The sequence below is a fragment of the Sphingobium sp. Cam5-1 genome (genome assembly GCF_015693305.1).
In the GTDB taxonomy this organism is placed as follows: Bacteria; Pseudomonadota; Alphaproteobacteria; order Sphingomonadales; family Sphingomonadaceae; genus Sphingobium.
Genome location: NZ_CP065138.1, coordinates 1,997,360 through 2,019,703, shown reverse-complemented (window position 1 = coordinate 2,019,703; position 22,344 = coordinate 1,997,360). Strand labels below are relative to the sequence as shown.

The following is a 22,344-nucleotide window of genomic DNA, read 5'->3' as shown; positions in this document are numbered from 1 at the left end:
CAAGATCTCGGAGGGGTTCTCTTTTACCGGAGAAGAGGGCCCTTCCTCATCACCCTACGCCTCAAAACTCGCGCTGGTCTTGGCGGCGATTTCGTCAAGGGTCACCCCCGGTGCGCGCTCGATGAGGCGGAAGGGAGAGGCATGGTCGGGCCGCTGGAACACCGCAAGATCGGTAATGATCATGTCCACTACATTGCGCCCCGTCAGCGGCAGCGCGCATTCGGGAATGAACTTGGGTTCGCCATTCTTGCTCACATGTTCCATCAGCACGATGATCTTCCTAACGCCCGCGACGAGATCCATCGCGCCGCCCATGCCCTTGATCATCTTGCCCGGGATCATCCAGTTGGCGATGTCCCCGCCCTGGCTCACCTCCATCGCACCCAGAACCGTAAGATTGATATGCCCGCCGCGGATCATCGCGAAACTTTGCGCGCTGTCGAAATAGGCCGAATGCGGCAACTCGCTGATCGTCTGCTTGCCCGCGTTGATAAGGTCGGCGTCGACCTCGCCTTCATGGGGGAACGGACCGATCCCCAGCATCCCGTTCTCCGACTGAAGCGTAACCATCATTCCCGCCGGGATATGATTGGCAACCAGCGTCGGAATACCGATGCCGAGGTTGACATAGAAGCCGTCATGCAGCTCCCTTGCGGCCCGCGCCGCCATTTCGTCGCGAGTCCAGGCCATCAGGCGATCTCCCTTTCACGTATCGTCCGGAATTCGATCTTCTTGTCGTAAGGCGCCCCCATGATCATGCGCTGGACATAGACGCCAGGCAGGTGGATGCAGTCGGGGTCCAGGCCTCCCGCGGGGACGATTTCCTCAACCTCGACGACGCAGACCTTGCCGCACGTCGCAACCGGCACGTTGAAGTTGCGTGCGGTCTTGCGGAACACCACATTTCCGGTCTCGTCCGCCTTCCACGCCTTGACGAGCGCGAGGTCAGCGAAGATGGCCTTTTCAAGGATATACTCGTCCAGCCCGTCCGGCCCGTCGAACGTCTTCACCTCCTTGCCCTCGGCGATCAAGGTGCCGACGCCTGTCCTGGTGTAGAAACCGGGAATGCCAGCGCCGCCCGCGCGCATCCGCTCGGCGAGCGTCCCCTGCGGGCAGAATTCCACTTCCAGTTCCCCCGCGAGATATTGGCGCTCGAACTCCTTGTTCTCGCCTAGATAAGAGGCGATCATCTTCTTCACCTGCCGTGTGCGCAGCAGCTTGCCGATCCCCTCATTGTCGATGCCGGCATTGTTGCCCGCGAACGTCAGTTCCTTCACGCCCGAAGCGCGCACCGCATCGAGCAGACGCTCCGGAATACCGCAAAGACCGAAGCCGCCACTGGCGATCAGCAAACCATCACGAAGCAGCCCATCAAGTGCCGCATCAGCGTTCGGATAAATCTTATTCATCACATCACCTAATAAATCTGCATTTGCGCCCGAAGGTGGAATTTAATTCTGACAAAATTTGAAATATAAATTTCAGTTATATTTGTATAATGTAAATCCCTCATCCGATTCAGCGACGTAATTCCTACGATCGCTGCGTGCGAGGCAGTCCGCGACATACGCCCCCCAGGCGGCGATGGAGAGGCTCGGAGGCCCTCCAGGCGCCCCCGGAAAGGCCGCCGAATCCGCGACATAAAGCCCGGGACATCCAAAGACCTGTCCCGTTCCGTCGACCACCCCTTGCGTGGAAGTGGCGCCGATGCACGCACCGCCAAGGGGATGAACACTGATGGGAACCTTGGTCGAGAACACCTTGGTCGACGTCGCGGCCTCCAGCTCGCTGACCCAGTCCGCGACTTCCATCACGCCCGGGCTGACCTCTTTCTGGTAATCCAGATAATAGCGGCCATCGACAAACCGGGATGTTCCTTCCGCCTTTTCCGACGCCATCGCGATCAGGATCGATTGTCGCCGCAGCCAGCGCTTGATGAACCGCGGCAGCGGATAGCCATCGACACCCTGGAACCCGGCGCGGACCATATAACTTTCATAGAGGGACTTGGCGGGACGAAAGGCCGGCCCGACCGGCAGCCCCCGGGACAGGTCCAGCGGCGCGTTTTCCTTCCAGAAGCCGAAGAAATCGCCATTGCCGCCGATGCGCTGCCCGAGCCCCGGAAGATCCCTCAACCCTTTCGCGGAACCCCGACTGGCCATCAGCAGCCTGACGGAATTCAGGCCCCCGGCGGCCACCACGACGAAGCGCGCGCGGATTTCCTTGTCGGCATTCTTCTTCAGGTCACGAAACTTGACGACATATCGCGTGCCGTCGTCGTCGCCAGTACGAGCTTCCTCCGCCTCGTCGGTCTGGTGAATGGAGAGCGCCTCGCACATGTCCATGACGACAAGCCCATCCTTCATCGCCGGCCAGATAACCGCCGCGTCCAGCGTCGTCTTCGCGCCGGAGCCTGAGCCCAGAAAACTGTTATTGTCCATTTCGCATTCACGGCGCCGCACGTCGTTCGGCCCGACCTGAGCCTTGGGTGCCAGACCGGGTTCGGCCAGCAGGAAGCTCGCCGGCCGGCGCAGGGATTCGACCTCGCGCAAGGGCTGCCCTTCGCCGATCTGATAGCGCCAGCCGGCCTCTTCAACCCGTTCGGTAGGGTCGATCGGACGCAGCGTTTCCAGCACCTGATCATAATAGGGTTCCATGGTCTCGCTGGTCAGATCGGGATGGAAACCGTCCCAGAAATCCTCGACGAGCGGACGGGAGAGCAGGCCGGCAAAGGCATGGCTTCCTCCGCCGACATTCGAGGTGCAGAAAAGCCAGAGACCATGACCGAAAAAGCCTTCGAAGAAGCCGCGCTTGTTGAGTCTGATCTCCTTCATGCCGGAAACCGGAAGACGCACGGACCGCAGCAGATGCGTGAGCATTTTGCGCCCCTGCGGCAGCGGCGTCGGGTCAGCCACGCCGATCGAGGCGGTGGGCGTGGTTTTCCGCCATGGCCCACGTTCGAGCAGGACCACCTTATAGCCGGACCTAGTCAGGTTTCTGGCGGCGAACGAACCGCCAAATCCGCTGCCGATGACCAGCACATCCGCGTGATTCACTGTATCCACGATCCCCCTCCCAGGTCAGTTGTCGTTCGATGGTCCGGATGACTGGCGTGGCGACCAGAGACTATTGTCCGTTGCTCTGGCCGCCACGGCCCATCAGGTAGCGTTCGGGCTCACGCGCCGCGATTGTCGGATTCGAACGTCGGCTGAACCGGCATCACCGACCAGGGGCTGAGACCAAGCGCATAATGCCAGGAACCACGATCGAAGCTCTTTTCGAGCTGCATGATCTTCCCGTCCTTCAGCGTGAAGATCCAAGCACAGGTCCAGGTCGCACGCTTCCCGCTCGGTTCGATCATGCCATTCTCGCCCTTGACGGGAATACCGCAATGGGACGCGGTGGCCTGGAACTTGACGACAGCGATATTTCCCGCGTCAATCCCAAAGCGCCAGTTGAGAATCTCGAAGTCGGGAACGGTCTCGATGATCGGCCCCTGCTGGACGTCGATGAACTCCGCCATGGTGGTTTCGGTCATCGCATCCGAAAAGAAGCCGCCTTTCGGATCGACCAACTTCATCGCCTGATCCCGGAAGCCAGGCGTAGTCAGCACACCGACCAGAAACTTTTGACAATCCGCCGCGCAGCGGACTTCATCCAGCTCGATCATGGGTTTTTCGAAATCGACCGGACGCTTGATGGCAACCTTCTGATTCATTACACTCACTCCTTCATCATTGAACTTTCGCTCAGACAATTGTCCTGCTTGGGACATCGTACGCGATCACCGATGCACGCCGGCAAGTCGCTGAATTGACGTGGTCATTGCGATTAGGTGCACAAGCCGCCCAACACTGCGCGATCAGGGTGCATGCTTGCCGCCGCGCTGGGCCGGGCATTCATCCGCGAAAACCAGGCCTGGATGTTCCCCGCATCTTCCGGAATGGGTTGCCCCGCGTCCTTCAGGTAATCGAGGCAGCAGAACAGCACGAGATCAACCAGCCGGATCTCTTCCCCGGCAATGAACGGGCGCCCCTCGATCAGGCCATCAAGCCAGAGAAGCCCCTCCCTCGCGGCGGCCTTCAGACTTTCCGCAGCGCCAGGAATGACGAAGACCCGGTCCTCATAATGATGCAGCCCCTCGCAAAAACGGAACGCATCGAACATGTAGAGGACAATCTTCAGCTCGACGCGCCGCAACCATTGACGCGAGATCGCGCGCTCGACGATATCCGTGCCGACGAACGGCACATCGGGATACATCTCGTCGATGAATTCGCAGATCGTCACGCTTTCGCCGATGACGGTTCCGTCATCCAGCTCAAGCGCGGGAGTCTGGCCGGTCGGATTCTTCGACGTATAGGCCTCTCCGCGGTTCTCACCCGTCAGGACATCCCATTCCACCGTGGGAATGCTCACGCCCTTTTCGACCATCAACATGCGGACCACGCGAGGGTTCGGCCCCAGTGAATTATAAAGTCGCATATCCCTCTCCCGGACGCGCAGGCATGAACCGACAGTTCGGCACAGGCCTGACACACATTCATTTTTCGTATCGAGAGTTACACGCGGACCAGCTTCACATTCTGATATGCGTTCCCTGCCGGTTAGGCTTCATGAAGCCCGCGCCGCCGCTCAATACCCTCTCAACAGGATCGGTGTACGACGCATCCCACCTGTCCAAACCACCCGAATCGGGTGGGGCAGCCAAAACATGATATGGTACCTCCAAAAATCACCTGGGAGAGCACCATGCCGATCCGTGCGCAAATGTCAGAAAGACAAGCCGCCGACGCAAAACACCGGAAGCAGCGGAGCGGGCCGCGCCGCGCCGCTGCGACGCCGCCGACCAATGGCACTCCGCTTGTCGACCGCAGCCGTCTCATCAAACTCGCCCTATCTCCCGGTGCACCCGACATCGTTGTGCTGCAGGCGCCGGCCGGCTTCGGCAAATCAACCCTGATGCGGCAGATCGAGCAAACCCTGACCCAGGCAGGAAGCGGCATGACCGGCTGGATCACGCTCGACAAGCGGGACAATGATCGCCGCTGGCACGCGGAACATCTCCGCCAGCTCATCGACGCCCTGAAAGCCCCGACAACCCCGGCAAATGGCTCCGGCGCGCCACCGGTGCAGGACGCGGACACCTCTAAATCCCATTTGCAGCGGTCTGACTGGTTTATTTCGGAACTCCTGTCGATAGGAGATAATGTCACCCTCTTCATCGACGAATTCGAAGCGGTAACGGACAAATCCATCCTGCTGTTCTGGAAGGAGCTGCTGCATCGGATCCCCAAGGGCATCCGCATCATCATCAGCAGCCGAAATATTCCCGAGATCGGGATCGCGAGGCTGCTTGTGGGCAACAAGCTCCTTGTCCTGACATCCGAAGAGTTGTCCTTCACGAAAGAAGAAACAAATGATTTCTTCAAAAAGAACATAGACAGCGATCTGCACGACGCGGAAATTGACACCATATATCGAAGAAGCGAGGGATGGCCGGCCGCAGTCCAGCTGTTCAATCTTGGCGTTTCCTATTATGGCCGCCACGAAACCCTAAACGACTTCGAGCATGGCTGCCCCCAGGCCCTGACCGAATATCTGAAAGACTGCGTGTTAAGCGGCCTCCCCGAAGGGGACAGGGATTTCCTTCTGCAAATCGCCATTCTGGACAAGCTGAACGGCAAGCTCTGCGATCATGTTCTGGGACGCGACGATTGCACTCTGAAAATCTCCGAACTCGAGAAAAACGGCCTGTTCATCCATCCACTCGATCAGGACCATGAATGGCACAGAATGCATGGATTGTTCGCCGACCTTCTCATCAAGGAAAATGCGGTTCGGCGGTCCTTTGACCCCATACCATTGCACAAGAAAGCCGCGGAATGGTTCTTCGCCAACGAAAAATATGAGGACGCGATACGACACGCGGTCGAGGCCCGGGACTATCCACTTGCCGCCGAGATTCTGAAGCGCTGGGGGTCCATCCTGATCGCCAACGGGGAAATGGCCACAGTGGCACGATGGGCGGATCTCATTCCCGCCGAATATATCACGTCCGACACCGATCTTGCCGTCAGGGTCGCCTGGGCGATGATCTTCCTGCGACGACGGCGACAGGTCCGCCTCATCCTCGATTCCCTCTCTAATGCCGATCAGCACTGCAAGCTTCGCGTTGTCCTGGCCGTTTCGGACATGTCATCCGACAATCTGAAGGCAGCACTCCCCAGAGCAGAAGCCGCAGTGGCACAATTCATGCCATCGGATGAGTTCGCGGCGTTTGAGGGCGCCACCGCAGCGAAGATCGTTGCCTATGGAGACCTGCATCGCGGCAACTTCAACGGCGCCCTCGAAGGCCTGATGCTGGCCCGGTCGCTCAACGAAGGGACCGGCGCCTCGCTCAGCGCCGGTTATACGGCCTGTTTCGAAGGCGCAGTTCTGCTGCTTGAGGGAAAGACCCTCGAAGCGGCCCGATGCGTACGCAACGGCTTGGAAGCGCAGCAGAAAATTCTGGATTCCACCTATCTCAGCGGGGTGCTTGCCACCTGCTATCTGTGGATACTTTATGAGCGCAATGACATTGACGGCGCGGCCGAGGTCCTTTCCGAATATGGCGACATACTCGGAGACACGACCGCGCCCGATTTCTTCGCCATCGGCCAGATCTGCCACTCCCGCATTCTAACCATCCAGGGCGACGGGAATAGCGCCAAGGAGATCCTCGACAAAGCCCGATTTTCCGCCATGCGCAATGACTGGAAGAGAATAGAGCAGCTGCTTCTGATCGAACAGGCGCGCCATGACAGAATGTTGCTGACCAGTGGCGCCGTTGACCGGGCGCTATCCTATCTGGCCGACATGAAGCGCGACAATGGCTACTGGGTTTCCCCGACCGAACATCTCATCGCACCGACTATAAACATTCTGAAAAATTCCTGTTCGGAAGCTCAGGAGAATTCTTATTCAGCAAAGCCGCCATCCGCGCAGGAATGCCCGCCCAGCAACAAATATTGCATGATACAAAATCACACTTGCCGGGCGATCTATTACTATCATCGCAACGACAACATCATGGCGCAGCGTCAGCTGCGAAGGGCCCTTGATACCGTGCGCAGCACGGGCCTCATCAGGGCGATGATGGATTATGGTCAGGATGTGAACAACATCGCATCAGATATATTCAACAACTATTCAGACAACGATAAAGAAGATTACAAAAATATATTTGATGATGTATTCAACAGTACATACACAAAAATATCAAAAGACGAAAAACCTTTCACAAATGAAATTTTCACGAGTAAAGAAATGGAGGTAATACCATATCTCAAATCACCCCTGTCCAACAAGAAAATCGCTCGTGAGATGATGGTTTCTGAAAATACGATAAAATATCACATAAAAAACATATACGCTAAATTGAATGTATCCACCCGCAACGAAGTATATTCAGCGCTGAACAAGCTCGATGAAAGAAGATAGCCATCGGCATATGCCAAAAGGAAAGGGTTTTGAATTTACCATGCAGGAATCATATACCATTCCGGACGTCTGGCCCCATGATGAACAGGCGGGTACCAGCGACGCCGGAAACCGCTCCACAGCGGGGCCCCGGAAGAATTGCCAATTGCCGGTGGGAACCAACCCCTTTCAGCTCTATTCCCTAGGCACGCCCAATGGCCAGAAGGTTACGATCCTGTTCGAGGAACTGCTCGCGAGCGGACAGAGCGAAGCAGAATATGACGCCTGGATGATTTCCATAGGCAAGGGCGATCAGTTCGGTTCCGGCTTTGTCGAGATCAACCCCAATTCGAAGATCCCCGCACTGGTGGACCGCTCAGGCGCCACGCCATACAGGATCTTCGAATCCGGCTCGATTCTGCTGCACCTCGCATCGCGTTTCAAAACCTTTCTTCCGGTCGAGGAACAGGATCGGGCCGAATGCCTGTCCTGGCTTTTCTGGCAGGTTGGAAGCGCACCTTATCTGGGGGGCGGTTTCGGTCACTTCTTTCATTACGCCGCCAGCCCGATGGAATATCCGATAAACCGGTTTACGATGGAAACGAAACGACAGCTGGATGTCCTGGACCAGCAACTGCGCGAACGACCGTTCATCGCCGGCGATTATTCGATTGCCGACATCGCCATCTGGCCTTGGTATGGGCGATTGGTGCTTGATCAGCTATACCCGAATGCAGCCAGATTCCTGGCGGCTGACCGATACCGCAATCTGATCCGCTGGGCGGAAACCATCGCGGAACGCGACGCCGTCAAACGGGGCCTGCTCGTCAACAACTCGGACAACGGTATAGTCGAGCGGCACAGTCCGGCCGACATTGACGCGATTCTCGGGGGCATCGACACCTGATTGCTTTCGATACCAGCATCAGCGGTTATTTTTCTCATTTCGCCAGAGGCTTGAGCGAGTCCGCCTTCTTAGACTGCGGACAGCTAATCGCGGGCTTCACGCCACTTCAATTTGCAACTTCACAGCCTGGCACTGCTTCGGCCGAAGTGCAGCAAGTGGTTCCGACAGGCTGCATCCACAATGGATGCACCATCTTGGCCAAGATGGCGCTTAGCCTTGCCGGGGCTTTCCTTCAGGAAACGGACTAAGCTCAAAGCATCAGGCCTGCCCAGCCAGCGTATTTCCAGGGATTGACCGCGTTCAGACCGACATGAAGAGAGATTCCCTTGGCCATGTGCATTCTCCTTGCCGGTTCGCCCGGTTACTGCTGCTTGTCGAGTTCTGCTTCGAGATCCTGAATGTCCTTGCGCGACTTGAGCATCGCCGCCTTGCGCGCGAGTGCGTCAGCTCGCGCGTCACGAAGAGTGGTGCCGCCCTCGCGGACCGCGTCGATCGCGGACGCGACATCGGCGGCTCCTGGGTCAGAGCCGTATTTCAGCGACGTGGGAGCGCCGCTCGCGTCGAATTCCACCGCCACGGTTCGTGACCCAAACAAGCCACCACGTCCTATCGGAAGCCGGAAGAGACCGGAAAGCTGCAGGAATCCGACCGAGGAGTCGGTCGTCAGGGGGGCGGCCTCGGGAGTCTTTTCAATGATGCAGGTCTGGGACTTGTCCGATGCACGACCCGCCTCACGCTTGACGGGCGTCTTGTCGTGCTTCTTATTCCCGTTAAGCGTGCAGGGGACCATCGATATCGCGACTGGGACCGGCCTACGGTAGTAGATCACAGCATCGGGTGCTGACGGGAGCTTGGCCACGTCTTCCGGCTGGACGTAGGCTGCGCTAGTCAATGCTGTCTGCGCGGCAGAATTGATCTTCCAGCTCACGAGCGCTCCATCATCTCCAGGGAGCTTCGAGATATCTAACGGATTGATGCGGTCGAACCATTCGCCATAGTCCAGCGGGTCAGCACTGGCCGAACCGTCAGCCGTGGGATCGATCATCACCGGCTTCGAGCTCAGAGTCAGCGCATCATTGATCGCCGAGAGACGGTCGCGCGCGCTCGCAAGCTCAGCGGTCTCGCCGGCGGTCAGACCGCTCGCGGCGAGTCTCGCCTCCAATTTCGCGATGTTCTCGACGAGACCATCCCGCTCGACGAGGAATGCGGCGATCTGCGGTCGGCAGTGCATCGCGAGCTCCTTTGGCGGCTCGCCCCGGAGGCCGGGCGCCTTGGGCCCTCCGATAACGAGTGAAGCAGCGAAGGCCGCCAGCTTGACAGTCGACACGATCACTGCCGCCCCCTGCCCCTCTACGGTCGCGTTCACCGACTTCATCGTCCCATCCGAATTTAGCAGCAATTCGGTCGATCTCTTGGCGAGAAAGCCGACGCTCGCGTCAATGCGATATAACCGCATGTAGTCAGGGACAGTCTTCGCTAGGATTTGGGCATGGGTCTCGACCACGACCCGAGGGTCGTCCGTGGTCGGACAACGAACGAGTTGCTGCGAAAAGCTGGCAGCAGCCTTCGTCTTGGGGAGAAAATAACCGAGCGCGTAGCGATCGGCCTTACTTGGAGGCGACTTGCCATCTGGAGCCGCAACAGCTGCACTTGCAGATAAGAGCACCGCTATCGCAATCCCCCTCTCAAGACGCATGTTCGAAAGGTTCATCTCGATCCTCCCAATTCGGGTTTCGGTTTCGACATCACGGACGGTGCGAAGAAGCGTCTTCAACTCGGGATGCGGGCTTGTCGGAGCCGACTGTCTAAAAGAAATCCCAGAGCATCGCCCGCGGCCAGCCGCGCACGCGAACGAGTCCACAGCGAGCACGAGAGGCGCCATAATGGGCGCGACTCCTTGGTCGTGATGTCGATCAGCGTTCCGCCGTCAGCAACGATGGAGAGGTTTCAAGAAAACGTAAAAATGCCTTTTCGGACATGTCGCCCACCATAACATCATCACCGCAATTTCTTAATCGAGGGTGCCATTCTGCAAGTCTGTTGTATAATTAAATAACTTCAATCATCCGCCTATCGTTGCTCTGAATTTACTGGATGTTGTTAAGCCCAACGAGCGGACCAAAAGCCTACGAATGTCACGCCACCTCGGATCCGGGCGGCCTTCCTTCAGGCCGCTGCGTGCATGGGGCTCGTCGCCGTTAAACGAATGCACGCTGTGAAGCGGTTGTCCTTACCCTTCTTCGACCTTCGCCGCTTAAAAATTCGTCCCAAGTTGTGACGTTTAACTGCGAGCTGCGGCCCAAGCTTCGGCGTCGACCAGTTCCATGATCCCCACGAAGCGCAAATTGCGGACTGGTCCCGGTGTTGCGAACGCCTGTGAAATCTTGTTCCGGTCGATCAAGCCAAGGCTGGCCAGGTGGCCGCAGAGCAGCATGTCGCGAATGGTCTGCCGGTTTCGCTCGAAAATCGCCGCAACAAAGCCGGTGGGCGTGCCTTTTGATCGGCGCGAAACGATGGCCTCGGGAAGATCGGGTTCGAAGGCTTGGCGTGCGGCAGCCCGGTCCCGCCCCGGCGCAAGCCAATGCCAGCTCGGTATACGCAGGCAGGCCTCGACCACCGGCTGCGAGGCGAGCGGCGAAATCGCGCGCGTCAGCGCCTGGGCATTGATGGCCTCCACCAGATTCTGCGCCGGGGCGAGCAAGGCAACATGGCTGGCCCGGCCGGGGAGGACACCCGTCGGCGGCAGGAACCACGGATGTGTGGGCGCGTCATCGACCGTGGCGCGCGCCGCATCGGAGAGAAACTCGACCGCCGGCGGCTGACGGGGGGCTGGCGAGCGACACCAAGCGCGATGCGCCGCGCGACAGGCCAGCGCCCATGTCCCTGCCTGCCCGAGATCGCCAAGTGCCCGTGCAGCGTCCCAGAACCTTCTGTCGAAACCACTGAAAACAAGGCAGTCTGCGAGGATGGAGACGGTCCGGGAGGCAAAGAAGACATTGTCACCGCCGCCGCCATCCATGAGAACATCGGCTCCGCATCGTGCGGCGGCTTCGGCGGCGATCGCATCCTGGGCCTGCGTAAAGCAGCGATGCACCGGATAGGGCATATGGGCCGCACCGGAGCGGCGGACATCGACACGTTCTGCGTCGAATGTCCTGCTCAGCAGTTCGACACCGGCCGACCGGGCCACCATCGCGGCATAGTGCCTTTCGTCGCTCGCGGCATCGTCCCCGATGAGGTTGAGACCGACGACATCGGCGTCAGCCGCCTTCAGGCTTGCAGCGACGATCGCCGAATCCAGTCCGCCCGAGAGCAGCAGGACGAGGCGGCCGTGTCCGGCGGCACGAGCCCGCACGGCAAGATGAACGGCGTTGCGTACGGCGCGGGCGGCCTCGCGAGGATCCTCGATCATCCGGTCGCGGGTGACAAACGACCAGGGCGACCATAGCGTCTCGTGCTTCACGCCCTCCGCCGATGCCACCAGACGATCTCCGCCGCGAAGTTCCTTCAGGTTTTCCAGGCAGGTTTCAGTCCGGCGCCATTCGGGATGGGCGATATGGCGCGCGAGGGCATACGGATCGACGGCGAAGCGGCATCCGAGGTCTGACAGCAGCGCCAGATCGGAAGCGATCATCAGGACGCCATCCAATCGGATGTAATAGCATCCCAGATCACCCATCGGCGCTCGCAATATCGTCACCGCCGCATCGCCGGTAATGAAGGCGACATAGCTGCCCCAGTAGCGCTCGATCAGCTTCTGCCCGCGCGACTGGGCGATGGCGATCCACATCGTTTCATCAAGTGTGATTTCCGGCCGCGTACTGCCGCGGTCGAATATCTCGCCGATCACGGCATGGCCGGCAGCGTGTGCGATTCCGTGCCTGTGATCGCTCCACAACATGAAACGGTCTGTCTCGATCAGCGGTGTGAGCGAGGTCACGTCCTTGCGTGCCATCTCGATCCGGTCTCGAGGGATCGGCTGGTCCGTAATTGCCAGCATGGCGAGAAACCGCCGGCCCATCAGATGACCAGTATCGGCGTGAAGGTGCGAACCATGTCGAAGCGGTCGTTGACGAGCCGGTCGCCATACTGGACCCAGCAATGGGCCGAGAACGGCCCGAGTTGCACACCCAGCACAACCTGCGGCAGCAATCCTTTCGCAATCATGTGCGATGCCATCGCTATCGAATGGGCAAGGCAATTGTCGAACTGGCTGGAAAAGCGTGCCGCCGAGGCAAAACCGGCCGCGATCCGATCGGCCTGCCCGTCCGGTATCGCCCTGGAGCGTGGCAACCGCGCCTTGCGGGCGGACAACCAGGAAAGCGTCCGGCCGAAACCCGCCATCTTCAATCGCAGGCGGGCCGCAGCCAGGCAGGACAAGGCGCTGATTGTCCCGGTGAAGCCCGGCGGAGGAAGGCTCAGGTCCAGCATGCTTGCCTGCGGCACCCGGACCGGGCCGCCTGGGTGAGGTGCAGCTGAAGATGATGATGGGATCAGCAGACCGCGCGCAACCAGCCCCCGCAGATGTTCGTCCTCTTGCTGGGCACCGCTTTCCACGAGATCCATGAAGCTACGCTCGGCGGCCTGCGACAGACAGAAATACCGGTCAGCCAGAATGTCGAGGAAGATGGTCCGGTCGCCGACGCGGCAGAAGGAGATGCCGTCGCGCAAGGAGAAGCCCATGATCGAAGCCCGAAGATCGGCGCGCGATCCCGTGGAACCGCGCGCCGACACCGTCAGTCTTCGGCAATGCCGAAAGGCTGCTGGCCGTTCTTGGCATCGATGACCAGGCCCGCGCCGCCCTTGGTTTCGACGCTCGCGGTACCGAGTTCGATCACATCGTCTTCACGTTCCATGATGCACTCCTTCGTCCTGCTGCGAAATGCAGCCATGGCAGACTATGGAGCGCGACTGGCTATCCGAACTTTATATGGATTCTATATCGATTTTGTTTGGCGGGCCAGTGCGGCGGCCGGTGTCAGCCAGCCCGATAGACGGCGCGCACGATATCGGCTGCGGCCCTGCGGCGGCGGCGATGATAGCTGCGGCATAGGGTTTTCAGGTCCTTGCGTTCGGCGGTCCGGACGGCCAGCCACAGCGCCTCCAGTTCGGCGCCGGCCCCGTCGAGTACATGCTCTTCGACGGTCCGAACGGCATGAAGGCGGGCGTTGAGCCGGTCGACGGCAAGTGCGTGCTCGCGATTGGCCGAATGGCGGGCGATGGCCAGAAACATCGCCGCAGTCCGGTTGGCCAGAGCCGCGTCGTCCGGGATATCGCCGAGGGGCGGCGGTGTGGCCGGGCCTGGCCATGCCCGGATCGCCAGCAGCAGCAGTTCGGCCGACCAGTCATAGAGATCCTCCAGACCCGGTTCATCCATCGCCGGGACATGAAAGCCGCCGGCAGTGCGGGTCTCCACCAGCCCCTCGCCGGTGAGTCTGTGGAGCGCGTCGCGCACGGGTGTGACGCTGGAAGCCAGAGGCGCGGCGAGCAGCGCCGGGTCGAGCCTGTCACCCGGCCGGAACTCGCGGCTCATGATCTGCGCGCGCAGCGCCTCATGGACCCGTTCGGCGGTCGACCCTGCATTCATGGCGCCTCTCGCTGCCCTCGCATGTAGGCTTCGAGCAGAGCCTGCTGGTCGGGCCTCAGCGCATCGACGGCCCCCAGCGGCCGGACCGCGTGCGCACCCAGCAGCACCGAAGGACATTGTCCCTCGAAATTGCCGAGATTGGGCCGATGCTGGCGGTATCCGGCCAGCGCGGCCAGATCGCGCGGAAATGCGCGCGCGACTTCCGGCGGATAGGCCAGCCATTGATTCTCATAAGGCTTGAGCCAGCCCAGCGAATAGCCGATCACGATCCCGCGCCGCACGTCTCGCGTGCGGTTCGCCCCGGCACCGTGAAGCGTCGATCCCAGGAACAGGAGCGCCGCACCGGGTCGCATCCCGGCGGCGAAAGGAACACCGTCCACCTCGGTCAGGGCATGGACGCCGTGGCTGCCTGCCCAAAGGCGTGTGGCGCCGTTCTCGGCCGTGAACTCGGTGAGCGGCCACATCACGTTGACGAGATATTCGATCTCGCCCACCGGTCCGCGCCACATATCCTGGTCGCGGTGCGGCAATTGCGCCGGCGCGCCGGGATGGACCGCGATCGCCTGGGTCGTATTGAGCTGGATACACTCGCACCAAGGCGCGAGCACGGCCTCGACAATACCGAGAATGCACTGGTGCTGGACCAGTGCGGCGGCCCGCGGCGTTCGTTTGAGCAGGCGGCCGAACCGCTTGGTCGTGCTGCCATAGAAGCCGCCCTGGCCGAAGGGCGTCGCGGCGAAATCACCTGCCAGTTCATCATCGAGCGCGCGAATCTGCGCAGGCGGCAGGGCATCGGGGAGGATGCACCAGCCATGGTCGAGGAGGTCGCGCGCGCGGCGGGCGATCTCGCCGGAAAGGTCGGGCATGTCGATCATTGTCGTCCTCCCTTCGCTCAGGCTGCGATGCGCCGGCCGTCGCCGATTGTCGCCGCCGGGTGGATGCCTGCGGCGGCGAGCAGGCCCGGCGTGTCGGAAGCGATATCGATGCGCAGCCCGGCCAGCATCGCGCCATCGACGTGTCGCGGCAACCCGAGCGGACGGCAGCGCCAGCCGAAGGCCAGGATCTGCTGGAACCAGCCCATTTCAGCGATCGCGCTATAGGCGGTGATGCCGTGGTCCAGCGCATGATCGACCAGTGCGGTCACCAGCGTATCGCGCACCGCGCGGCGCTCGGGTGCCCGCAAGCGGCGGTCGAGACAGAAGCGGGTAATCTCGAAAATGTCCGGCGCGCGCGGCGGCGCCTCCTCGCAGAGATCCGGGTAGAGACTGTCGAGGATGTGCGGGCGCACGGTCGGCAGCAGGCGCGCCGAGCCCAGATGCGATCCATCGGGCTCGGTAAGGATCAGATAGGTCGCATTGAGGTCGTCGAACTGGTCGACTTTATAGCGGTCCTCGAGGACCGGGACGTCCCATTTGAGCAGGTCGACGAAGACCGACTTGCGCGCGGCGAACATCGCGCGCAGCACCGCGTCCGACGTGGAGGGCGGTGCGGATTGCAGGATATGCAGCATGGCTCTTGCTCCCTTGGCCGTGATCGGCCGAGGGTCGGCGAAATGCCGGTCTCCCGGCTATGCCCGAAAAGGGGCATAGCGACGGCGGAAGATATCCGAGAAAGTGAGCGTTCCGTCGAACAGCGTCCGGATCACCAGCAATGTCCGCTTGTTCACACCATAGCGCGCGCAGGCCTGCTTGATATGCCTGGCCACCGTCTCCTCGCTGATCCCCAGGATACGGCTGATTTCCCAGTCGCCCTTGCCGCGCGCGACCCACAGCACGCAGTCGCGCTGGCGGTCGGTCAGGACCGGGCCGCGCCGGAGCAGATGCCCGCCACGTCCTATCCAGAGCCGGCGCGCCGCTTCGAAGGCGAAATTACCGGCGAGCTGCGCCAGCGGCAGCATGGCCTGCGGAAGCGGCCGTCCCGCCTCGCTCGCAAAGGAGCAGGAACCGCGCGCTTCGCCCGGAACATGAGCCGGGACAGTGAAGCCGTCGCCGATGCCCTGCACTCTCCCGAGCGCCAGGATACGATGATCGCCCGGCGTCAGCGGAATCATCGCCGCCATCTGCGACCAGGGAAAGCCGATGCTGGTGACATGGCTGGCGCGGTGCACCGGATCGCTCACGCCCAGAGCGTTCTCGTCATAATAGTCCGCCCAGCGCTTGGGATAATTATGCAGACGAATGGCCGCGTCACCGGCAGCGGCGACATCGACATGATGGCTGAGCGCGAAATACTGAAAGCCCAGTTCCACGCTGATGGCGGCCATGGCCGCCGCAAGGTCGTCGGTGCTTTCGACCGTTTCGACGATGCGCGCAAGCTGCATCGCCATGCCCGAAAAAGGCATCTGGTCCTGTCGCGACCGTCGGCGGGGTCTCGTGGCGCCCGGATTCCGGCGATCGCCCTTCCTTCGTCCTGTGGGCCAGGCGGCGGGGCCTCAAGCCGTCGCCGGGCGACTCCTGTCATGGAAGTGTCATATCATGTTGGGCAGGCGCGCAGAAGTTGTCTTGTGCGATGCAACATGCGCGTCGCCGCGCTTTTCGCGGGTTCCAGCCCGTGACGCTGCTGCGGGTGTGGCGCGAGAGCACCGCTTATGCGCGTCTGCGCGGGATCGATCGTGCCGGCCTCATGTGGGAGTGGCTGCGTCGCGACCCCGACTATATCGCCTGGTACGCCCAGGCAAGCAGCATCACCCGCGGCAGCGCCGATCCGCGCGTGTGGGGGCTGCACTTTCGCTGAAGATCCGGCCCGGTCGGCACCCGAGGCACGGATCATCTGGCATGCCGATCTCGATCCCGCGACCCTCTGCGTTGCAGCGATCCCGACCGATCGCGCCGATCCCGATGGCCTCGATCTGCAGCGGGTCGCATCTTGGCTGACCGTCGTCACCGATTCGGGAGGACGTGACCATGCCGTCCTCTCGGACGGCCACCATCATATCCGTCTCGATGTCGCGCAAGGCCGGCTGGCGGGTGAGACGTTGGTCCATCTCCACTATCGGCTGAATGGGCTCGGCAGCGCCGAGGCGGGCATCCTGCCGCTGCGCCGTCTTCTCCACCTGTATCGCCATCGCCACTTCGCCCGCACGCTGTTTCCGCATGATCCCTGGGTCGACCGCGGTATCCGGTTGCTGCGTGTCCACGACGCGCTGGCCGACGGTGCAAGCCAGCGCGAAATCGGCGCCGTGCTGTTCGGCGAGGCGCGCGTAACCGAGGACTGGAACGACCGTTCCGACTCGCTGCGTTCGCGGATCCGCCGGCTGGTGCGCGAGGCGAAGGCTCTGGCGCAGGGCGGATATCGCGATTTGATGCGGCGGCATGTGCGATTGCCGGACAAGCTGCAGCGTGACGGTGAAGACCTGTGCAACGATCGAGACTGATCTGGGCGCCTCGCGCCTGACGGCGCGACCGCGCTCTATGGCTCGGCCACGTCAATGGCTTTCCGTCGCCTTCGCCACCGAGCCCCGGCTTTCACCGGGTCTCGTCCTGTCGGTAACGATCGTCTGGCGCGGGCGGACGGGCTGCGCCCGTCCTTGACGCGGCCGCCGCGCGGACGCGCGGCGGCGCTGTTGGCGGCCTCTCCCGGTCAAGCGCGGGTGGGCGGCGCTCCCTGCTAGGCCCGCCCGCGTCGCCGGCAAGCCGGCCCTCGGCTGCGCTCGGGACCGGCTCCTCCACTGTCGTTCCGGCCCTGCGCCACCCCATCGCTGGCGCGACGGGGCCCCGGCTTGGGTGCAGGCGCCGCTCGCGGCGGGCCTTTCCGGTCGCATCCTGCCGCCCACCCCCGCTTTTCGGGGAGGCCATGCTGGTTTTGGGGTGGTTTGAGGAGGTGAACGATGTGTGCTTCCACTGGCCATCGCGTGTCCGGCAAGGGCCGCAAACCCCAAGCGAACAAGGGCGGAAAGCCGGTCCCGGCCAAGACCCGGACGGAAAGCAGCGGGACCGAGACGAACCGCGCGAACCTTTATGACGAGGTGACGGCGCGGATCATCGGCGAGCTTGAGGCAGGCCGCTTCCCGTGGGTTCAGCCATGGGGCCAGCCCGACGCGGGCGGTAGCGCGATCGGTCCCGGTCTGCCGCGCAATGCGCTGACCGCGCGGCGCTATTCGGGCGTCAATGTCCTGATCCTGTGGGGTGCGGTCATCGAGCATGGCTATCCCTCGCAGGGCTGGTTGACCTTCAAGCAGGCGCTGGAAGCGGGCGGCTGCGTTCGCAAGGGCGAGCGCGGCACGACCGTCGTCTATGCCGACCGCTTCACCCCCGAGGCCGAGAAGGCGCGCGCCGTCGAAACCGGCGGCGACGCCAAGACCATTCCGTTCCTGAAACGCTTCACCGTGTTCAACGTCGCCCAATGCGAAGGGCTGCGCCCCGGCCTCGCCCCCGATCCGATCCCCTTGCCCGAGCGCCAGATCGTGCCGGTCGCCGAGGAAGTGATCGCAGCAAGCGGCATCGATTTCCGCGTCGGGGGCGACCGCGCCTTCTATGTCCCGGCGCATGATTATGTACAGGTTCCCGCACAACCGGCCTTCTTCGAGCAGATCAATTATTACCGCACCTGCCTGCACGAACTGACCCACGCGACCGGCCACGCTTCACGGCTGGCGCGCAATCTCACCACCGGCTTTGGCACCAAGGACTATGCCCGCGAGGAACTGATCGCCGAAATGGGATCGGCTTTCCTCTGCGCCGCGCTCGGTATCGTACCGACCGTCCGCCATGCCGACTATCTGGCGAACTGGCTGGACGTGCTGCGCGAGGATAATCGCGCGATCTTCCGCGCCGCAAGCGCGGCCAGCAAGGCCGCCGACTGGCTGCTGGCGAAGCACGCCGCCGCGCAGGTCGAGGCGGTTCAGGCCGAGGCCACCCAAGGCGGCACTGGCGAACGCCAAGCCCCGCAGGACGGGAGGCTCGCAGCATGATCCTGCTCACCCCCGAACTTCACGCGGCACTGCGCATCAACGCCGACCGCTCCGCCAAGAGCGATCACGACCCCGCGCCGGTCGTCAAATTGTTCTCGCCCGTAGGCGCGGCGACATGGCTCGCGACCGAACTGCTGGACGATGGCGATACACTGTTCGGCCTCGCCGACCTGGGGTTCGGCTGTCCCGAACTCGGCTATTTCTCGCTTGGCGAGATCGCGCGGCTCCATCTGCCGTTCGGAATGACCATCGAACGCGACATCGGCTTTTCGACCAGCACCAGCCTGTCGGTCTGGGCCGACACCGCGCGCCGCGCCGGTTCGATCCGAGAGGCCCAATCGATCATCTGGCGCATCGAAGCAGCGCCGGTTCCCGAGCTTCCGACCGATCCCGACGAGGGGAACGGCGGATGACGCGCGGCGCGTAACGCCGCTTTTCGCAAAGCCGGTCCGCCCACCCGGAAAGATCGACGGACCGGCACTCACAAGGAGTGCTGACATGAAACTCGAATTCATCCCGCTCGACAAGCTGGTCGTGAGCAAGGCCAACATGCGCTACGGCAGGAAGGCGCCCGATGTCTCCGACATCCTGCCGACCGTGCGCAGCCGTGGCGTCATCCAGCCGGTCATCGTCCGCCCGAACTGTGCGGCCCCCAAAGCTGAAGATGGCGCTTATGAAATCATCGCCGGAAGCCGCCGCTTCCACGCCGCGAGGATCGTCGCCGAGGAACGCCGCGCGGCCAGGGACGGCGCTGCCGAAGCCGATGCCGACATGGCGCTGCTGCCCTGTGCGATCCTCGACGCGGGCGACGATGCCGCCGCCGTCGAAGCCTCGCTGATCGAAAATCTGGCACGGCTCGATCCCGACGAGGTGACGCAGTGGGAAACCTTCACCCGGCTGGTCAAGGAAGGCCGCAAGGTCGAAGACATCGCCGCCACTTTCGGCCTGCCCGATCTTGCCGTCCGCCGCGTGCTCGCGCTCGGCAACCTGCTCCCCGCCATCCGCGAGCTTTACCGCCGGGAAGAGATCGACGCGACGACCGTGCGCCATCTGACCATGGCGTCAAAGAGCCAGCAAAAGGCGTGGCTGGCGCTCGCCGACGATCCCGACAGCTATGTCCCGACCGGCCATCAGCTCAAAGCATGGCTCTTCGGCGGGCAGTCGATCCCGGCGCGCCACGCGCTGTTCGACATCGAGGCGAGCGGGCTTGCCACGGTCGCCGACCTGTTCGGCGACGACCGTTATGTCGCCGATGCCGATGCCTTCTGGACCGCGCAGAATGCGGCCATCAAGGCGAAGCGCGCCGCCTATGTCGAGCAGGGCTGGGCCGATGCGATCATCGTGCCGCCGTCCGATCATTTCTCGACATGGGAGTATGAGAAGGCGGGCAAGCGCAAGGGCGGGCGCGTCTATTTCGATGTTCGCGCCTCCGGCGAGGTGATCGTCCACGAGGGCTATATCAGCCGCAGGGAGGCCGCGCGCCTCGCCAAGGCGGAAGGATCGGAGAACGGTGTCGGGGGTGGGCAGAAGTCCACGCGGCCAGAAGTGACATCGACGATGCAGACCTATATCGACCTGCATCGCCACGCCGCCGTCCGCGCCGTGATGCTCTCCCATCCGAGGATCGCACTGCGGCTGATGGTTGCCCATGCCATCACCGGCTCGCACCTCTGGTCGGTCAAGCCCGAGCCGCAACGAACAAGCAACGACGAGGTGCGCGAGAGTATCGACAACAGCCGCGCCGAGGCGACCTTCGACGAACATCGCCGCGCGGTATTGGCGGTTCTCGGCTTCTCGCCCGAGGAGCCGACCGTGACCGGCGGCAATGGTGATGACTATGGCGTCGTCGGCGTGTTCCAGCGCCTGCTCGACCTTCCCGACATGGTCGTCATGGACGTGATCGCCATCGTCATGGGAGAAACCCTGGCCTCCGGCAGCGCCGCCGTCGAAGCGGTGGGGATGGAGATCGGCGTCGATATGACCCGCTACTGGCAGGCAGATGATGCCTTCTTCGAGCTGATCCGTGACCGGGAAGTGCTGACCCGCATCGTCACCGAGGTGGCGGGCGAAAGCGTCGCCAGCGCCAATCGGCAAGAGAAGACCAAGACGCAGAAACGCATCGTGCGCGATCATCTGGACGGCACCAATGGGCGCGACCGGCGCGAAAACTGGGTGCCGCGCTGGATGGCTTTCCCGCCCACCGCATATACGGCGCGCGGCGGCGTCGGCACCGTCTCTGCCCATGCCAAGGCGCAGGCCGCGCGCGAGGTCGAGCGGCGGACGCCGGGCGATGATGACCCCGATCCCAGCGCACCGGGCACGGTTATGGCCTTGCCGGACCCCGACGAAGAGGCCGGGACCGACCGGCTCGCCGCCTGATCTGTCGCGGGCGGCGGAGCGCGAAGCGCCGCCGCCCGCTGCCTTACAACCCTTGAAAATTTCGACCGCGCGCCCTCGCCCTGTCGGGCTCGGGCGCGCGGAGAAAGGAGACCCTCATGGCCGACCGCGTATCCGCGAGCATCACGATCGGCGGCACCCTGCCGCGATCGCTCCTGCCTGAACTTGCTGCCCTTGTTGAAGCGGAGGCGCTGTCCACCGAATGGGATGGCGAGCCCTTCACGCTTGCCATGTTGCCTGAAGCCGCGCCGCTCGAACTCATGGCGCATGAAGTGGCCTGGGGCCGGTTCGAAGCGCTGGAAAGCTGGTGCGTCGCCCAGGGGCTGCCCTTCGCGCGCTGGTCCGGCGCCTATGCGGGCCAATGGGGCGCCGAGCGCGCGGTGTTCACCGGCACGGGCGAGGTGCAGTGCTATGCCGCCGACGAGGACGACTATCTCCTCATCGGCCGCTGCACCGTCGAGCGTCTCGGCAGCTACGAGGCTATCCTCGCCCACTTCGCGGCGGGCGATTTCGCCGTACCGCCGCTGCGTCTGATGCCCTGAATATCGACGTGCCCCGGCCTGCTGGCGCGGCCGAGATTGGCGTAGAGCCGGCGCAGCCCTGGCGGGCCGAGGGCGATGGCCGTCCTTGTGTTTGCCTTTGTCGCCATCCGTACCGGACCCGAACCTCTGGCCTGCCGCCATTGGCCACGGGGCCGGAAATGCGGGAAGCATCGCCGTAGCCTGCTGGGGGTCATCTGATCGCGTGGTGGCGCGTCCGCGCGGTCCTCGACCAGTCCATCGCGAGGATGAACCGGCGGCATTGTCGTCAGATTTCCTACTGTACCCCGCGCCGTTTCCGGCTCCTCGGGCGCATGACCTGGGACGGCCGCAGTCCCGCCAAACCATCGCCATGCGGCTTATTTCCCCGCCCGCGCTCACCCCATGCGGCAGGCCGCATGAGGACCCCGAGCGTGCGGGCTCCTCGCGGGCGCTTCGCTCTCAAATAAGCCGCTGGCTCCGGTCCTCCGCTACCGCTCCGGCCTACCGGTTCGCGTACCTGCTTCGCGCCGTCCCTTTGGTCCGCCCATCGCCCGGAAACGGT

21 protein-coding genes are annotated in these 22,344 nt (G+C 62.5%); 8 read left to right on the top strand and 13 right to left on the bottom strand.

The window, feature by feature from the left end:
* Window positions 1-54: 54 nt before the first annotated feature.
* From IZV00_RS10065 to IZV00_RS10045, 5 genes are all read right to left on the bottom strand, one after another.
* Entirely contained in the window at window positions 55-690 is a 636-nt protein-coding gene (locus tag IZV00_RS10065) for a CoA transferase subunit B (protein ID WP_196224524.1), read from the bottom strand.
* A complete protein-coding gene (locus IZV00_RS10060) occupies window positions 690-1,409 on the bottom strand; it encodes a CoA transferase subunit A (RefSeq protein WP_196224523.1) in 720 nt (239 codons plus the stop codon). The genes IZV00_RS10065 and IZV00_RS10060 overlap by 1 nt, the downstream gene beginning before the upstream one ends.
* Window positions 1,410-1,481: 72 nt before the next feature.
* On the bottom strand, window positions 1,482-3,065 hold the full coding sequence (locus IZV00_RS10055; RefSeq protein ID WP_196224522.1) for a GMC oxidoreductase: 1,584 nt from the start codon (window positions 3,063-3,065) through the stop codon (window positions 1,482-1,484).
* Between the two features lie 110 nt (window positions 3,066-3,175).
* The gene (locus tag IZV00_RS10050; RefSeq protein ID WP_196224521.1) at window positions 3,176-3,718 is read right to left on the bottom strand and encodes a hypothetical protein; all 543 of its coding nucleotides are present in this window, start codon (window positions 3,716-3,718) and stop codon (window positions 3,176-3,178) included.
* Window positions 3,719-3,831: 113 nt separating this feature from the next.
* Window positions 3,832-4,485, bottom strand: coding sequence for a glutathione S-transferase family protein (locus IZV00_RS10045; RefSeq protein WP_196224520.1), 654 nt, complete (start codon window positions 4,483-4,485; stop codon window positions 3,832-3,834).
* Window positions 4,486-4,752: 267 nt separating this feature from the next.
* Here IZV00_RS10045 and IZV00_RS10040 point away from each other — a divergent pair, with 267 nt between their 5' ends.
* Both IZV00_RS10040 and yghU read left to right on the top strand, forming a co-directional pair.
* On the top strand, window positions 4,753-7,482 hold the full coding sequence (locus IZV00_RS10040; RefSeq protein ID WP_196224519.1) for a LuxR C-terminal-related transcriptional regulator: 2,730 nt from the start codon (window positions 4,753-4,755) through the stop codon (window positions 7,480-7,482).
* A gap of 40 nt (window positions 7,483-7,522) precedes the next feature.
* Window positions 7,523-8,368: a glutathione-dependent disulfide-bond oxidoreductase gene (yghU, locus tag IZV00_RS10035; RefSeq protein WP_196224518.1), complete on the top strand. Its 846-nt coding sequence runs from the start codon at window positions 7,523-7,525 to the stop codon at window positions 8,366-8,368.
* A 361-nt stretch (window positions 8,369-8,729) separates the two neighbouring features.
* Here the strand turns inward: yghU and IZV00_RS10030 are convergent, their stop codons facing one another.
* The 8 genes from IZV00_RS10030 to IZV00_RS09995 all read right to left on the bottom strand — a co-directional run bounded on the left by IZV00_RS10030 (window position 8,730) and on the right by IZV00_RS09995 (window position 16,296).
* On the bottom strand, window positions 8,730-10,142 hold the full coding sequence (locus IZV00_RS10030; RefSeq protein ID WP_196224517.1) for a hypothetical protein: 1,413 nt from the start codon (window positions 10,140-10,142) through the stop codon (window positions 8,730-8,732).
* A gap of 507 nt (window positions 10,143-10,649) precedes the next feature.
* Window positions 10,650-12,389, bottom strand: coding sequence for an asparagine synthase-related protein (locus IZV00_RS10025; RefSeq protein WP_196224516.1), 1,740 nt, complete (start codon window positions 12,387-12,389; stop codon window positions 10,650-10,652).
* The gene (locus tag IZV00_RS10020) at window positions 12,389-13,102 is read right to left on the bottom strand and encodes a lasso peptide biosynthesis B2 protein (protein ID WP_196224515.1); all 714 of its coding nucleotides are present in this window, start codon (window positions 13,100-13,102) and stop codon (window positions 12,389-12,391) included. Before IZV00_RS10020 ends, IZV00_RS10025 begins: the two co-directional genes overlap by 1 nt.
* Window positions 13,103-13,104: 2 nt before the next feature.
* Window positions 13,105-13,224, bottom strand: coding sequence for a benenodin family lasso peptide (locus IZV00_RS10015; protein WP_196224514.1), 120 nt, complete (start codon window positions 13,222-13,224; stop codon window positions 13,105-13,107).
* Window positions 13,225-13,346: 122 nt separating this feature from the next.
* On the bottom strand, window positions 13,347-13,955 hold the full coding sequence (locus IZV00_RS10010) for a GntR family transcriptional regulator (RefSeq protein ID WP_196224513.1): 609 nt from the start codon (window positions 13,953-13,955) through the stop codon (window positions 13,347-13,349).
* Window positions 13,952-14,830, bottom strand: coding sequence for a phytanoyl-CoA dioxygenase family protein (locus tag IZV00_RS10005; protein ID WP_196224512.1), 879 nt, complete (start codon window positions 14,828-14,830; stop codon window positions 13,952-13,954). Before IZV00_RS10005 ends, IZV00_RS10010 begins: the two co-directional genes overlap by 4 nt.
* 17 nt (window positions 14,831-14,847) lie before the next feature.
* Window positions 14,848-15,465, bottom strand: a complete 618-nt coding sequence (locus IZV00_RS10000; protein ID WP_196224511.1) for an acyl-homoserine-lactone synthase — start codon at window positions 15,463-15,465, stop codon at window positions 14,848-14,850.
* Window positions 15,466-15,522: 57 nt separating this feature from the next.
* On the bottom strand, window positions 15,523-16,296 hold the full coding sequence (locus tag IZV00_RS09995) for a LuxR family transcriptional regulator (RefSeq protein WP_230463173.1): 774 nt from the start codon (window positions 16,294-16,296) through the stop codon (window positions 15,523-15,525).
* Between the two features lie 167 nt (window positions 16,297-16,463).
* Between IZV00_RS09995 and IZV00_RS21525 the strand changes: the two genes are divergently transcribed.
* The 6 genes from IZV00_RS21525 to IZV00_RS09970 all read left to right on the top strand — a co-directional run bounded on the left by IZV00_RS21525 (window position 16,464) and on the right by IZV00_RS09970 (window position 21,803).
* Window positions 16,464-16,688 carry a transcriptional regulator domain-containing protein gene (locus IZV00_RS21525; RefSeq protein WP_443020080.1) on the top strand — a complete coding sequence of 75 codons (225 nt, stop codon included), beginning with the start codon at window positions 16,464-16,466 and terminating at the stop codon, window positions 16,686-16,688.
* Between the two features lie 241 nt (window positions 16,689-16,929).
* Window positions 16,930-17,328, top strand: coding sequence for a DNA -binding domain-containing protein (locus IZV00_RS21520; protein ID WP_443020042.1), 399 nt, complete (start codon window positions 16,930-16,932; stop codon window positions 17,326-17,328).
* 453 nt (window positions 17,329-17,781) lie between these two features.
* The gene (locus tag IZV00_RS09985; RefSeq protein WP_196224509.1) at window positions 17,782-18,864 is read left to right on the top strand and encodes an ArdC family protein; all 1,083 of its coding nucleotides are present in this window, start codon (window positions 17,782-17,784) and stop codon (window positions 18,862-18,864) included.
* On the top strand, window positions 18,861-19,277 hold the full coding sequence (locus IZV00_RS09980; protein ID WP_196224508.1) for a DUF2958 domain-containing protein: 417 nt from the start codon (window positions 18,861-18,863) through the stop codon (window positions 19,275-19,277). The genes IZV00_RS09985 and IZV00_RS09980 overlap by 4 nt, the downstream gene beginning before the upstream one ends.
* Window positions 19,278-19,362: 85 nt before the next feature.
* On the top strand, window positions 19,363-21,243 hold the full coding sequence (locus tag IZV00_RS09975; RefSeq protein ID WP_196224507.1) for a ParB/RepB/Spo0J family partition protein: 1,881 nt from the start codon (window positions 19,363-19,365) through the stop codon (window positions 21,241-21,243).
* A 116-nt stretch (window positions 21,244-21,359) separates the two neighbouring features.
* Window positions 21,360-21,803, top strand: coding sequence for a hypothetical protein (locus IZV00_RS09970; protein WP_196224506.1), 444 nt, complete (start codon window positions 21,360-21,362; stop codon window positions 21,801-21,803).
* Window positions 21,804-22,344: the final 541 nt, after the last annotated feature.

Excerpts from the sequence above, each read along its gene's own strand:
- IZV00_RS10015 (WP_196224514.1), bottom strand. The coding sequence starts at position 13,224 with ATGGAACGTGAAGACGATGTGATCGAACTCGGTACCGCGAGCGTCGAA.
- yghU (WP_196224518.1), top strand. The coding sequence starts at position 7,523 with ATGCAGGAATCATATACCATTCCGGACGTCTGGCCCCATGATGAACAG.
- IZV00_RS10000 (WP_196224511.1), bottom strand. The coding sequence starts at position 15,465 with ATGCTGCATATCCTGCAATCCGCACCGCCCTCCACGTCGGACGCGGTG.
- IZV00_RS09970 (WP_196224506.1), top strand. The coding sequence starts at position 21,360 with ATGGCCGACCGCGTATCCGCGAGCATCACGATCGGCGGCACCCTGCCG.
- IZV00_RS10045 (WP_196224520.1), bottom strand. The coding sequence starts at position 4,485 with ATGCGACTTTATAATTCACTGGGGCCGAACCCTCGCGTGGTCCGCATG.
- IZV00_RS09995 (WP_230463173.1), bottom strand. The coding sequence starts at position 16,296 with ATGCCTTTTTCGGGCATGGCGATGCAGCTTGCGCGCATCGTCGAAACG.
- IZV00_RS10065 (WP_196224524.1), bottom strand. The coding sequence starts at position 690 with ATGGCCTGGACTCGCGACGAAATGGCGGCGCGGGCCGCAAGGGAGCTG.
- IZV00_RS09985 (WP_196224509.1), top strand. The coding sequence starts at position 17,782 with ATGTGTGCTTCCACTGGCCATCGCGTGTCCGGCAAGGGCCGCAAACCC.
- IZV00_RS10025 (WP_196224516.1), bottom strand. The coding sequence starts at position 12,389 with ATGGGCCGGCGGTTTCTCGCCATGCTGGCAATTACGGACCAGCCGATC.
- IZV00_RS10005 (WP_196224512.1), bottom strand. The coding sequence starts at position 14,830 with ATGATCGACATGCCCGACCTTTCCGGCGAGATCGCCCGCCGCGCGCGC.
- IZV00_RS10040 (WP_196224519.1), top strand. The coding sequence starts at position 4,753 with ATGCCGATCCGTGCGCAAATGTCAGAAAGACAAGCCGCCGACGCAAAA.
- IZV00_RS10060 (WP_196224523.1), bottom strand. The coding sequence starts at position 1,409 with ATGAATAAGATTTATCCGAACGCTGATGCGGCACTTGATGGGCTGCTT.
- IZV00_RS21525 (WP_443020080.1), top strand. The coding sequence starts at position 16,464 with ATGCAACATGCGCGTCGCCGCGCTTTTCGCGGGTTCCAGCCCGTGACG.
- IZV00_RS09980 (WP_196224508.1), top strand. The coding sequence starts at position 18,861 with ATGATCCTGCTCACCCCCGAACTTCACGCGGCACTGCGCATCAACGCC.
- IZV00_RS09975 (WP_196224507.1), top strand. The coding sequence starts at position 19,363 with ATGAAACTCGAATTCATCCCGCTCGACAAGCTGGTCGTGAGCAAGGCC.
- IZV00_RS10010 (WP_196224513.1), bottom strand. The coding sequence starts at position 13,955 with ATGAATGCAGGGTCGACCGCCGAACGGGTCCATGAGGCGCTGCGCGCG.
- IZV00_RS10050 (WP_196224521.1), bottom strand. The coding sequence starts at position 3,718 with ATGAATCAGAAGGTTGCCATCAAGCGTCCGGTCGATTTCGAAAAACCC.